Source organism: Vibrio sp. R15-SG3-ISO1B, from assembly GCF_059833835.1.
The window spans coordinates 99,180-112,245 of sequence record NZ_JCBDGG010000034.1 but is presented as its reverse complement, the minus strand read 5'-3'; the positions used below and the strand labels follow the sequence as shown (position 1 = coordinate 112,245).

Genomic DNA, 13,066 nt, shown 5'->3' with positions numbered 1-13,066 from the left:
CGATGAGCAAAGAAGCCCTCACTTCCCGCACGTGATACTCTTTTATCGCTGTTTCGGCCCATTTGCCGCAGGCTGCTGATAGTAATCTAAATAAGAACAGTAATCTATTCTCATTTAGGCAAGGTTATAAATTAAACAAAGAATTGAAATCTGCGTCACACACATTTTTCACCGCCGGGTGTTGAATCATTCGCTCAGCAAATATCACGTAGTACTCTTCTTTTAGCTCCTCAATATCACCGATGTGTTGCAGCGGCAGATCGCTATCCACTTCCGAGACATATAAAGAAGGCGCCAAAAAGATCACGTCTTGATGATAACGAGCAAACGCCTTCATGAGCGCAGCGTCATCAAACTCGCCCAAAATATTCGGTTGTAAACCCTGACGATCAAACCATTGCAGAACTTTGCGCCCCATTGCCGTGCGACTACCGGGGATCAACAGTTTTCGATGCTCTAACACACTGGGAAAACTCGCCCCAGCCACTTGGCCACTGCAGAAAAAGCTCATCTTGCACTCACCCAGTTTTTTACTGTACAGACCTGGACTTTGGCTTGAGTCCACCGGGCAATCAGACAAAATCATATCCAACTTGTGCTGCGACAATTGCTCAAGCAACATTTCATGCGTCGATTCAAAGCAGCGTAAATGAATACTGTTATCTTGCGGCACCGTGGTCATCAGGATCTTGCTAACCAAACGCTTTGAGAGCGCATCCGCTACCCCCACATCAAACAGCAGGTTGGAACGTTGGCTGTAATTGACGATATCCAACATCTCATAGCTTAGACCAAACATCCTGTCCGCATATTTATAGACCAATTGACCCAGTTCAGTGGGCTCGATGCTGCGTCCGTTGCGCTTAGTCAACTTTCCATCCATGCGCTCTTCTAACGCTTTGATCTGGCCAGTGACCGTTTGCGGCGTTAAAAACAAGGCATCTGCAGCTTTCGTCACTGAGCCTTGTTTGCACACCATCCAAAAATAGTAGAGGTGGTTATAGTTCAAATGAGACATAGGGGGAACAACTTCAATAAGCGCACAATAGATATGGGTTATATCAAAACTCGTTGATGACAACAATAACTCGTCAAAACCGAATGATCACTGACTCTTCACTACTAATACCGAAATTTTACAATAACTTTATGACACTATTCTGTCATAAATCTGACGAGAGAAAGCCGTTCAGTTGAATTTTTTGTCAAAAAATGCGCTCGTGCACAGTTTTATCAATGCGGAAATAATTAATAATTTTCAATGAGTTAACCAAATCGTAACGTAAGAATTACACCGATAAGCCTCGCTATCCCTCAAAAAAGACCGCATTACATAGAAATGTAATATTACTGAAATATTTCCTCTCTAACATCAGCCTCAATTTCAACAACCGACCAATAAGTATTAAACGGTCCACGGAGAAAATTATGAACCAAGCTACTACTACAGCAGCACCAATCTCGAGTACGACTCGCTGGTTACGCTGGGCTAACTTGGCATTCATGTTATACCTACTACTACTTGCTGTTTCTATGGTAGGTAGCGGCTTTAAATGGGCAACCGGCGATCAAGCTAAAGTCCTATTTGAATTTGCGTCACACCCTATTGCTGGATTAATGATTGGCTTGACGGCCACCGCCTTGATCCAATCCTCAAGTACCGTCACCTCTATTATTGTCGGTTTGGTGGCAGGTGGTTTGCCTGTTGAGACCGCCATTCCAATGATCATGGGTGCCAACATTGGTACGACAGTCACCAACACCTTGGTCTCTCTTGGTCACATTCGCAATAAAGAAGAGTTCAAACGTGCGTTCGCCAGTGCCACGATTCATGACTTCTTCAACCTGCTTGCCGTTGCGATATTCCTTCCGTTGGAAATGATGTTTGGCATTCTTGCGAAAATCTCCCACTGGTTGGTCTCTCCGTTCCTTGCAACGGGCGACATGAGCATGAAAGGCTTGAACTTCATCAAACCTATCACTAAGCCTGTTGTGAATGCCGTCAAGGAGCCGTTGGCAACCTTTGGCGATACCATGGGTGGGGTGCTATTGATTGTTCTAGGCATTGCGACCATCTTCGTGGCCATTACCGTTATGGGTAAATTGATGAAGAGCTTGATGGTTGGCCGTGCTCGTGAGATTTTGAAGAGCGCTATCGGTCGTGGTCCTATCCACGGCATCGTGTCTGGCTCTGTAGTGACCGTACTGGTTCAATCTTCATCTACTACGACCAGCTTGATGGTACCGCTTGTAGGCTCTGGCGTGTTGAAAGTCCGTGACGTCTACCCATTCACTCTGGGTGCGAACATCGGTACTTGCATCACAGCCTTGCTTGCTGCAACGGCAGCCTCGGGTGAGTTCGCGGTTTTTGCACTGCAGATTGCCTTGGTGCACCTCGCATTTAACGTATTGGCCACCGTGTTCATATTCGGTATTCCGTTCTTACGTGAGCTACCGGTCAAAGCCGCCGACATGATTTCAGACATGGCGGTGAAGAACAAAGCGGTCGTCGCCGCCTATTTGGTGACAGTATTTTTAGTCCTACCAGGCGCGATCCTTGCACTGACAACCTAAACACACTTGCCATCGCATACTAAGCCCTCGACCTCGGTTGAGGGCTTTTTTTATACAAAAAAACCAGCGAGTACGCTGGTTTCTTGTTAATCATTACAGTGCGAATGGCTATTACACTGAGAACGGATAGTGGATTGGGTCATGGTGCTCATACCCTTCCACCCAAAAGTCATCCAAGGTGACCCACGTTTCCAAATCTTCCAAGGTTTTGATCTCTGGGTTGATGTGGAACGTGGGCGCGGCCAAAGGTTCACGCTTCAACTGAACATCTCGCATTAGGGCTAACTGGTCTTCGTAGATGTGTGCATTGACAATCTTGTGGTAGGCTTGTCCGGCTTTCTTGCCCGTAATTTGCGCCATGATCGCCAAGAAGACATACACTTGAACCATATTAAAATTCAGACCCAACGGTACATCACACGAACGCTGTGTGCTGTTGAGGTACAAGGTATCCCCAAGCAGAGAGAAATGGTGGCTGTACATGCACGGACGTAAACAGCCCATGTGAAACTCACCCGGGTTATAGAAATTGAGGATTTCACCGCGGTCATCCACGCCTCGAGTCAGGTCATCGACAATTTTTCGCAACTGATCAATATGACCGCCATCGGGTTTGGCCCAAGCTCTACCTTGAACGCCATAGACGCGTCCCATGTCATCGTCACCTTTGCGGTAAGGGTTCTCAAGCCAAGCGGTATTTAAGTTGGCATTGGCATCCCAAGTTTTTGTGCCTAGCTGACGAAAATCGGCGGCATTGTCATACCCTCGGATGTATCCAAGCAGCTCCGCCACAGCGGCTTTCCAAAAGCTCTTACGAGTGGTCACGAGTGGGAATTGATTTTGCGCCACATCATAAGTGAGATCGGCATTGATCACCGTTAGGCAACGCTTGCCCGTGCGCTCATTTTCTACCCATTCTCCTTGGTCAACGATGCGCTGACAAAGATCTAAATACTGTTTCACAGCCAATCCTTACTTCGTTTGTTGTGGTAATTCGTCTTTATAAAGCCCACGTCGATATGCCCAAGCGACCATCAAGGCGCCAATGATCACCATTGGTAGAGACAATATTTGCCCCATAGAGATAAACCCGCCAAAGAGGCCCAAATGCGCATCAGGTTCACGTACGTACTCGACCAAGAAACGGAAGGTACCATAACCGGCAAGGAAGAGCCCTGATACAGCGCCAAGCGGACGCGGCTTTTTAATAAACCAGTTGAGAATAAAGAACAGCACTATGCCTTCGAGCAGCATTTCGTATAACTGAGACGGGTGACGCGGCAGTGGACCACCATTTGGGAAGACAAACGCCCAAGGCACATCCGTCACACGCCCCCACAGCTCGCTGTTCATAAAATTACCTAAACGGCCCATACCGAGACCAAACGGCACCAGCGGGGCGATGAAGTCGGCCACACCGAAGAAGGTTCGACCGTTCTTTTTCGCGTACCAGAACATCGCGCTAATGACACCCAGCAGGCCACCGTGGAATGACATACCGCCGGTCCATACTTTAAACAGATAGAGCGGGTCTTGAAGGAAGAGGTCAAAGTTGTAAAACAGCACATAGCCAACTCGGCCACCAATGACCACACCGAGAAAACCAGCAAATAGCAAATCGGACACCTGCTCTCGTGTCCAGCCACTGCCGGGCTTATCTGCGCGGCGGTTCGCTAGCCAAAGAGCAAAAGCAAATCCCACCAAGTACATCAAACCGTACCAACGGATAGAGAGTGGGCCAATGGAGAGTAATACCGGATCAATATTTGGAAAGTCTAGATATCCCTGGGACATAGGAGAGATTCTCTTGTGGTGTTCAATGAGTTCAAGATAGAAGTTGAGAGTGCGTCACAGTAGCATAGTTCCCGCAACGAACATTAAAAACAGTGCAAATATTTTTTTCAGCCTCGTGGTTGGCATACTGGTCGCTAATGTCGCGCCAAAACGAGTGGTCAACATTGAGGTGGAGGCGATCGCCACTAAGGCTGGTAAATAGACGTAGCCCAGGCTGCCTGCGGGCAGTGCTTGTGTCTGCATGCCGTTAAGAATAAACCCCAACATGCCCGAGATGGCCAATACACAGCCACAGACCGATGACGACCCGACCGCTTTTCTCATTTCAATCCCATGACGATTGAGAAACGGTACCGACAATGACCCACCACCGATCCCGGCCAGACTCGACACCACACCAATCCCCATCCCCGTCGAGAACGTTGCCGCCTGCCCTGGCATTTCTCTCGTTTGAGTGGCTTTGAGAGAAAACAGCATTTGCAAAGAGAGCATCAGAACAATGCCTCCAAACACTTTGGGTAAGTAAGCGGCCGGTATCCACTCTGCGACGTGCGCGCCAAGAAAGCCGCCAATCACCACACCGGGCATCAGCCACTTGATGACGAACATATCGACATTACCGAGTTTAAAGTGGTTGAGGGCCGATGAGCCGGAAGTGATGATAATCGATGCAAGCGAGGTCGCGAGGGCCATGTGCATGGCGATATCAGGATCAATCCCCGCCAATGGGAGTAAGAAAAGCAACGAGGGGACGACAATCAAACCGCCGCCAATACCAAGTAAGCCAGCCATCATGCCGACAAAGGCACCGAGTACCAGCAATAAGCCAAGAAATACTACAAACACTGCCTATCCTATCGTTTACCTGCGCGAATAAAGCCGGCAAAACCTTTCTGCTCAAAAAAGGCCTGCATCATAGCATAGATGTCTTTTCCATAAGCTTGTGACAGCGCATTTTGCGCCAAATGTTGCAGCTCATCGACTTGAGTATGTCTGAGGAGATATTTGATCTTAGCGACATTCGAGGTATTCATACTCAGGCTTCGATACCCCAACCCCACCATCAACATCGCCCCGATCGGATCGCCCGCCAACTCACCACAGATGCACACCGGAATGCCTAACTCATCGCAGGTACGGCGAATGTGATCCAGAGCCATCACCACCGATGGATGCATAGATTCGTAGACATCGGCCACGCGTGAGTTATTGCGATCCACCGCCAACAGGTATTGAGTTAAGTCGTTCGTCCCGATAGAGACAAAATCGACTTTCTCAGCAATCATCGGAAGCAGATAAATCATCGAAGGCACTTCAATCATGACGCCAATTTGCGGCATGCTCAGTCGCTCATCGAGCAGTTTGACTTCTTGATAAGCCCGCTCAATCAGCGTGATGGCATCATCCAACTCCTGCGCCCCTGATACCATTGGTAGCAAAATACTTAAGTTATGATGCGTCGTACTCGCGCGTAGCATCGCGCGTATCTGCATCAAGAAAATATCGGGATGGTCTAAGGTAAAACGGATACCGCGCCAACCAAGAAATGGATTGTCCTCTTCAATCGGCAGATAGGGTAAAGCTTTATCCCCGCCGATATCAAGCGTGCGCATCACCACTCGTTTATCTGGATAACTATTGAGTACCGCTTGATACTGCTGGGTTTGCTCTTCTTCCGAGGGAAACCGGTGCTGAAGCAAAAAAGAAATTTCGGTTCGATAGAGGCCAACCCCATCAACGCCCTGATTGATGGCAATGTTGGTGTCTGCGCTCAGACCAGCATTGAGCATCACTTCCACTCGTTCACCATCCTGAGTGCAAGCCGGAGCTTGAATGGTCTGATTGACCAAGTTAGACAGCTCCGCCTCTTCGTTGACCAGCGCTCGATACTCTCTCAGTAACTGTTTGCTCGGTGAAATCAGAATCTTACCGCTGTAACCGTCGACAATCCCCTGCTTACCATTGATCGCTTTGAGATTGAGGTTTACGCCCATCACGGCCGGAATACCGAGCGCACGCGACAAAATCGCGGCGTGCGAGTTCGCCGCGCCCTCTAAGGCAATCACCGCCAGTAACTTGTCTTTAGGGATAGAGGCGAGCAGAGAAGCGGTCAGTTCACGCACCACGAGGATGATTGGGCGCTCAATCAATTGCTGCTCTTTGTCGGTATTGTGCAAGAAAAACAGTAAGCGTTGACCCAGCTCGCGAATGTCTTGTGCTCTTTCTCGTAGATAGAGATCCGACATGCGGGCAAAACGGTTCGAGTAGGACTCGACCACTTGTCTCAACGCCCAGTCAGCTCTATCGCCTTTTTGGATTTGCGACTTGAGATCTTTGCGCAACATGGGGTCGTTAAGCAAATGAGTAAAGAGGTCAAAAATGGCTAAAGCGTCTTTGTTGATTTCGCTGTCGAGCTTTTTACGCATACGACGAAAATCGCCGAGCGCTTCTTCAATCGCCAGTAAGAGCCACTCTTGCTCTCGTTCGATATCCAGTGTCGAGGCTGGGTAGACCTCAGATAACTCTGGCTGAGTATCGTCCCACCAGAACTCACCAATGGCCACACCACTTGAGGCAGGCAGTCCTCGAATCGCTTGCTGCTTTTTCTCTAATCGCCAATGACCTTGGGTTTGAGCATGGGCAATAATTACCGCAAGCTGCGCCGCTAGGGTAACAAGGAAGGACTCCTCCATTTCGTCAAACTGACGCGGCGTCTTTTGCTGCACCACCAAAACACCCAACACTTGCTTACGGTGGATAATCGGTGTGCCAAGGAAGCTGTGATAAATCTCTTCACCGAGCTCGGAGAAGTATTTGAAATCCGGATGTTTGGAGGCTTCAGCGAGGTTGAGCGGCTCAGCACTGCGCTTGACCAAACCTACCAAGCCCTCTTCAAAGCGGATATGGATTTTATCCCCTTTAAAGCGCAGACCTTGAGTCGCCATCAGCTCAAGGCGCTGCATTTCTTCATTTGCAAGATAGACAGTACAACACTCCGTACTCATCGCGTTGCACGTTTGCTTAACCAATACATCTAAGGCCTGATGCACATCATCGACCTTAGAAACTTGTTCAACTATTTCCCTTAGTTGAGACAGCATGTCTATCCTCTTTTGTATTTACGTTTGCCTTTCGTCCTGCGTTCTTTGAACGGCATTGCCATCGAGGCGAACTCTTTCATTGCGCGGCGATACACATCACGCTTGAAAGAAACCACTTGTCGCACCGGATACCAATAACTTACCCAACGCCAACCATCAAATTCAGGGGAACTCCCGTGCTGCATATTGATCTTTGCTTCATCACAATCTAGCCGCAGGAGGAACCATTTCTGTTTTTGCCCGATACAAACAGGTTTTGAGTCCCATCGAACCAGCCGTTTGGGTAATTTATACCTTAACCAATGACGACTCGTTGCCACTATGGTGACATCACTCTTTGTTAAACCCACTTCTTCATACAGTTCCCGATACATTGCTTGCTCGGGAGTCTCACCGTCGTCAATTCCCCCTTGAGGAAACTGCCAAGAATGTTGTCCGTATCGTTTAGCCCAGAATACCTGACCATGGTTGTTACAGATTACAATTCCCACATTTAAGCGGTAACCATCGCCATCTATCACTGGCCACCCTCTAGTAAAATCTTTTATTACAGTGATTTTTCCACATATCCCCAATCGGAGCAAACTTCCTATTGTGACTCACACTCAATTTATGGCGTCACGCACCTACTCTGCATATTTTTCGGTCAACCCTACAGTTATTCACACAGTTGTGAGACATGGCCCACATTTATTCACCTTTTCTGTGTATAACTATGTGAAGAATCTCGGTTCAACTGATCATTTTCCCGCCAAGTCTCACCTAGCAAAATAAAACAGAAAGAACGCTACGCCACAAAATCATTTAAAAACAATGCAATAGAAGAAAGAAAGTTATTACCAATCCCTTTTTATCTGACATATTTCACGCACAACACAGATCGGTTAAAGATCCACCACAGGACACTTTATCCACACAAGCAAGGTGTAAAATAACAACAACCGCAGAAATCAAGCCTAAAATAGCCCTCAAACCCCTGTTAATTGATCCAGATATTAAAAATATTGCTTAGTGGCGATGAAAATCTGTGGATAAGTCTATTTAGTAGGATCTTTCACCACTTGGGATCCCAAGCAAGATTTCATCGCTCGAATGGATTCGATACAATGTCTCACCAACCTTAAGGAATCGTATTGATGAAACCAGCCCCACACTCCGAGCAAGAACTGTTTGAACGAGCTAGCCAAATCGCAGGGCTCACCTTTGCAGAACTCGCCCAGGAAGCCCAGATGACGGTGCCGGCAAATCTACAGCGTGACAAAGGCTGGGTCGGTCAATTACTGGAATGGCATTTAGGCGCTACCGCAGGCAGCAAACCACAACAAGACTTTGAGCATCTCGGGATTGAACTTAAGACCATTCCCATCAGTTATAGCGGTAAGCCACTGGAAACCACCTTTGTTTGTGTCGCCCCTTTAACGGGAGTGCATGGTTTAACATGGGAAAACAGCCACGTAAGAAACAAGTTATCACGGGTATTGTGGGTGCCGGTTGAGGGGGAACGAGAAATTCCACTGCCAGAGCGGCGTGTTGGCTCCCCGCTTTTGTGGTCGCCAAGTGTCGAAGAAGAACGTCAACTGCAAGCGGACTGGGAAGAGCTGATGGAGATGATCGTACTTGGCCAAGTCAGCCACATTACCGCTAAGCACGGTGAAGTCCTGCAAATCAGACCGAAAGCCGCCAACAGTCGAGTCTCAACCGACGCCTACGGCGCAACAGGAAAACGCATCAAGACGCTACCTCGCGGCTTTTACTTGCGTACGCAATTTACCGCCAACATACTCGCTCGTCATTTTATTTAGCGCCAGCTCAATGCGTCGTGAGCGACAACGCCACATCGTGAAAACGAGGTCCACTGCCCGAGCCACACTCATCATAGGTGTTGTGCAATCTTAAGTAGGCGCGCTCAACACCGAGTTTCAACAGCGCCTCTCTCACCTGCTCTATCGAATCAAAATGAAGGGGCTCTTCTCCTTCTCTGATGGGTTCGAGCTTATGCTTGTATTCCACCGCTAACAAGTATTGCGATACATCGGAACATCCGATAACGAACACCTTGGGTGGCTGATAACTCTCTTTGTGATCGCCGTGGATCCATTTATCTAACTGAACTTTTTGCATCGCGCACCTTCATCCCTTAAAGACCTGGATCTCTTAAACATAGTCAAGACGCAGAATCTTGCGAAATTGTTAATAAACCCTATATCCACCAGCCACACCTTGCCCTATATTGGACTTATCTCCACTGGAAACTAGGAAGGTTCATGCAATACAACAAGTTACCGCACTCATCTCTCGAAGTCAGTCAGATTGCTCTTGGAACCATGACCTTTGGTGAACAGAACACAGAGCAAGACGCATTCAGTCAGCTAGATTATGCCTTAGAGCGTGGCGTCAACTTTATTGATACCGCCGAAATGTACCCGGTACCGCCCAAAGCGCAAAGCCAGGGGTTAACCGAAACCTATATTGGCAACTGGCTCAAACAATCAGGTAAGCGTGAGAAAGTCATTTTAGCGACCAAAGTCGCCGGTCCACGTAGCGTGCCTTATATCCGTGACAACATGAGGCTCGATTGGCGTAACATTCACCAAGCTATTGATGATAGCTTGCAGCGTTTGCAAACCGACTATGTCGATCTGTATCAAATCCACTGGCCTCAGCGTCAGACGAACTGTTTCGGTCAGCTCAATTACCCTTATCCGGATCAGCAGCAGGAAGTCACCCTGATCGAAACCCTAGAAGCCTTGGCGGAATTGGTCCGTGCAGGAAAAGTACGCTATATCGGCGTCTCTAACGAAACACCTTGGGGAGTGATGTCGCTGCTCAAACTCGCAGAGAAGCATGAGTTGCCACGGATCGTTTCGATTCAAAACCCCTACAATTTACTTAATCGCAGCTTTGAAGTCGGTCTTTCTGAAATCAGCCATTTCGAAGGCGTGCAACTTCTGGCCTATTCCCCGCTCGCCTTTGGCTGTTTGAGTGGTAAATACCTTGATGGTGCCAAACCTACAGGCGCCCGTTGCAGCTTGTACGAACGCTTTGTGCGCTACTTTACGCCACAAGGGATCGCCGCTACACAGGCATACGTCTCGCTGGCGCGTGAACATGGGCTGGATCCCGCGCAGATGGCATTGGCTTTCGTCAATCAAAGACCGTTTGTCGCCTCCAATATTATCGGTGCCACCAGCCTGACACAGTTGAAATCCAATATTGACAGTCTCGATATCACTTTAAGCCCTGAACTGCTTGATGGCTTGCAAGCCATTGGCATTCAATATTCCAATCCTTGCCCATAAGGACGTATCCACCGCACTGGCGTACAAACGTAAAAACCGACCTTCACGGTCGGTTTTTTGCTCAGTTTTAGGGGCTGACGGTCATCACCGCCAGCCCCTAACGTTACGTCGGTATTCGCGCACTCAGCACACGACGAAGATGACGAATACGGCGCTCGGCTTTGACGTGGGCAGGTTCACTGAGGCCAATCGGACGACCGTCGCTTTCCAAACCAATATCTCTTAGCAGGTGCGCGTTCTCCCATGGGATATGGTGCGCACTGCGTCTGATTTTTCGTTTCCAAGCTCGCTCTTCTCGGCTCAAGTCCGCTTTAACAAGTAGGGTAGCAAGTTTTAGATATACAGAATGACTCATGAGAAATCTCCAGTCTATACGTTGCTGGGGAAACACATGGAAGCAAAAATGAGGAAAGAGTCGTGTGATCCATCACTTTTAATTCGCTGCATTTCCGCAGCCAATTAAAAGAAAAAGGATACGGATACGTTATTGTGTGCGGGCCGGTTTTCGGGCGATATCAGACATAGATAGGGTGTGAGACCAATCTGTCATGATCATCGCGGCGCTAACGGCGTCAGAGGCACAAAGGGTAAACACGGGTGTCATGATGAAATGTGTCATTGTGCGCCTCCTAGCAAAAATAAAGAATCCGTTGGGTGTGTAGAGCGTTGAGCTCATGGTTAAATTCTAACCACCAAGGATGATTAATCAACCGATTTATTAATGGAAAGTTAAAAACACGTTTTTCAACTGAATCATGTTTTTATTCTCCCTGAATATAAGATATTCAAACTGTGAATATCTTATAGATGGCAGATCCTGTTGAGCCAATAGCAAAAAGCCATGCAATCGAAGCATGGCTTTTTATTTACAAAACAATCAATTAAACAGTCGCGTCACTGATCAAATTATGCTTGTTTAATAAACGATACATAGTGGCACGTGATACACCCAATTCTTTGGCCGCCATCGACACTTGTCCCGAATGGGATTCAAGCACCAACAACAGCGCATCACGCTCACTTCGCTCACGGATACTTTTCAAACTTCGTTTACCGTCGGTGCGTTTAGGGAGATCCAATTGCTGATCGTCTAGCATCACACTGTCGGACATCAGCACCACGCGCTTAATCTGGTTCATCAGCTCCCGCACGTTACCAGGCCAATGATAACGTGTGAGCTCTCGCAACGCCTCTTCAGTAAAACTGCGCGCTTGGGCGTTGTACTCCTTAGAGTACTCCTGCAAGAAATGACGCGCCAAAATCGCAATGTCCCCGGCACGCTCTTTTAAACTCGGAACGTTGATACGCAGCACATTGATGTAATGATAAAGCTCCTCATTGAAGTCTCCATCAATCAAGGCTTTCTCAATATCCGCTGAGTTCGCGGCAAGAATCCTCACATCAACTTCTTTTGGGCCCTCTTTGGTTTCTATCGTCCCCTCTTGCAAGAATCGCAGTAAGTTCACTTGCTGAGATTTGGGCAAGGTGAGAATGTCGTTCAACAACACGGTTCCGCCATGGGCTTTTTCCAGCAAACAAGGCTCATCACTGTCATGACGTTGAAGACCAAACAGATCGCTTTCAATCCGACTCTCCGACATTGCTCGACAATTGACGGAAACAAACTCTTTGTTGGCTCTTGAGGAGGTCTTGTGTACCGCTCTGGCCACCGTTTCTTTGCCCGTACCACTTTCACCGTAAATCAGAATGCTGACATCGGTAGGCCCGATGCGTTTAATCTGATCGCGTAGGCGTTTGACTGGAATAGAGTCACCAATCAGCCCCATATCACTATTGTTGCCGTAGTAAGGCCATACCTTCTGCTCAAGCTTAAGCATCCCTAACTGGTGACCTATGGTGCTGAGCAGTTGCGCATCAGGGATCGGAGCGGTGAAAAAATCAATACAGAAGTTGACGATAAACTGACAGATGGTGTCGGAGCTCAGCTGTGACTCACGAATAAAGGCGAGCCAACGTACCTGCTTATGATTACTCACCAAATTCGCAATGCCATTGAGACTAAACTCATCATGACTTAAATCGACAATACCGATACAAGGCCCGGTTTCGTTGAACAGACTATCGGCTTTTCTTAAATCCGCGACTTGGGTACACCGCCAGCCAACTTGTTCCAGCACTGACAACCAGGGCTCATACGTTCCTCCTACGACCACTAACGATCCCGGAACGGAATCCATGCGGAATTGATTTCCCATGACGCTATTCCTTATCACTATTATTCTACTACTGTGCCACTGCTATCGGCGGTTTCGCCAGCGGTGAGTAAGGCTGGATGGC

Annotated in this window: 13 protein-coding genes; 3 read left to right on the top strand and 10 right to left on the bottom strand. The window is 48.1% G+C overall.

Annotated elements, in window-relative coordinates:
- Window positions 1–124 precede the first annotated feature (124 nt).
- Entirely contained in the window at window positions 125–1,018 is an 894-nt protein-coding gene (gene nhaR, locus AC6R0S_RS10495; RefSeq protein ID WP_500630098.1) for a transcriptional activator NhaR, read from the bottom strand.
- Window positions 1,019–1,428: 410 nt separating this feature from the next.
- On the opposite strand from nhaR, the gene AC6R0S_RS10490 reads away from it, so the two are divergent.
- On the top strand, window positions 1,429–2,574 hold the full coding sequence (locus AC6R0S_RS10490; RefSeq protein WP_487901857.1) for a Na/Pi symporter: 1,146 nt from the start codon (window positions 1,429–1,431) through the stop codon (window positions 2,572–2,574).
- A gap of 111 nt (window positions 2,575–2,685) precedes the next feature.
- On the opposite strand, the gene AC6R0S_RS10485 is transcribed toward AC6R0S_RS10490, so the two are convergent.
- Genes AC6R0S_RS10485 through rppH form a run of 5 tightly spaced genes read right to left on the bottom strand, consistent with a single transcriptional unit; the run spans window position 2,686 to window position 7,990 of the window.
- A complete protein-coding gene (locus tag AC6R0S_RS10485; protein ID WP_500632715.1) occupies window positions 2,686–3,537 on the bottom strand; it encodes a thymidylate synthase in 852 nt (283 codons plus the stop codon).
- 9 nt (window positions 3,538–3,546) lie between these two features.
- On the bottom strand, window positions 3,547–4,368 hold the full coding sequence (lgt, locus tag AC6R0S_RS10480; protein ID WP_334554044.1) for a prolipoprotein diacylglyceryl transferase: 822 nt from the start codon (window positions 4,366–4,368) through the stop codon (window positions 3,547–3,549).
- 54 nt (window positions 4,369–4,422) lie between these two features.
- Complete coding sequence (locus AC6R0S_RS10475) at window positions 4,423–5,214, bottom strand: sulfite exporter TauE/SafE family protein (protein WP_500637869.1); 792 nt, start codon at window positions 5,212–5,214, stop codon at window positions 4,423–4,425.
- Window positions 5,215–5,222: 8 nt separating this feature from the next.
- Entirely contained in the window at window positions 5,223–7,469 is a 2,247-nt protein-coding gene (gene ptsP, locus AC6R0S_RS10470; protein WP_487901853.1) for a phosphoenolpyruvate--protein phosphotransferase, read from the bottom strand.
- 2 nt (window positions 7,470–7,471) lie between these two features.
- Window positions 7,472–7,990, bottom strand: a complete 519-nt coding sequence (gene rppH / locus AC6R0S_RS10465; RefSeq protein WP_500630102.1) for an RNA pyrophosphohydrolase — start codon at window positions 7,988–7,990, stop codon at window positions 7,472–7,474.
- Window positions 7,991–8,605: 615 nt separating this feature from the next.
- On the opposite strand from rppH, the gene mutH reads away from it, so the two are divergent.
- Window positions 8,606–9,271: a DNA mismatch repair endonuclease MutH gene (gene mutH, locus AC6R0S_RS10460; RefSeq protein WP_500637868.1), complete on the top strand. Its 666-nt coding sequence runs from the start codon at window positions 8,606–8,608 to the stop codon at window positions 9,269–9,271.
- A 7-nt stretch (window positions 9,272–9,278) separates the two neighbouring features.
- Here the strand turns inward: mutH and AC6R0S_RS10455 are convergent, their stop codons facing one another.
- Window positions 9,279–9,590 carry a DUF6482 family protein gene (locus AC6R0S_RS10455; protein ID WP_487901851.1) on the bottom strand — a complete coding sequence of 104 codons (312 nt, stop codon included), beginning with the start codon at window positions 9,588–9,590 and terminating at the stop codon, window positions 9,279–9,281.
- 143 nt (window positions 9,591–9,733) lie between these two features.
- On the opposite strand from AC6R0S_RS10455, the gene AC6R0S_RS10450 reads away from it, so the two are divergent.
- Complete coding sequence (locus AC6R0S_RS10450; protein WP_500627998.1) at window positions 9,734–10,768, top strand: NADP(H)-dependent aldo-keto reductase; 1,035 nt, start codon at window positions 9,734–9,736, stop codon at window positions 10,766–10,768.
- Between the two features lie 103 nt (window positions 10,769–10,871).
- On the opposite strand, the gene AC6R0S_RS10445 is transcribed toward AC6R0S_RS10450, so the two are convergent.
- The 3 genes from AC6R0S_RS10445 to vpsR all read right to left on the bottom strand — a co-directional run bounded on the left by AC6R0S_RS10445 (window position 10,872) and on the right by vpsR (window position 12,984).
- Window positions 10,872–11,123, bottom strand: a complete 252-nt coding sequence (locus AC6R0S_RS10445; protein WP_487901849.1) for a DUF1127 domain-containing protein — start codon at window positions 11,121–11,123, stop codon at window positions 10,872–10,874.
- Between the two features lie 129 nt (window positions 11,124–11,252).
- Complete coding sequence (locus AC6R0S_RS10440; RefSeq protein ID WP_334554030.1) at window positions 11,253–11,387, bottom strand: hypothetical protein; 135 nt, start codon at window positions 11,385–11,387, stop codon at window positions 11,253–11,255.
- 262 nt (window positions 11,388–11,649) lie between these two features.
- Window positions 11,650–12,984 (bottom strand): cyclic-di-GMP-binding transcriptional regulator VpsR, encoded by a 1,335-nt coding sequence (gene vpsR / locus AC6R0S_RS10435; RefSeq protein WP_334554028.1) that lies wholly within the window; start codon window positions 12,982–12,984, stop codon window positions 11,650–11,652.
- Window positions 12,985–13,066: the final 82 nt, after the last annotated feature.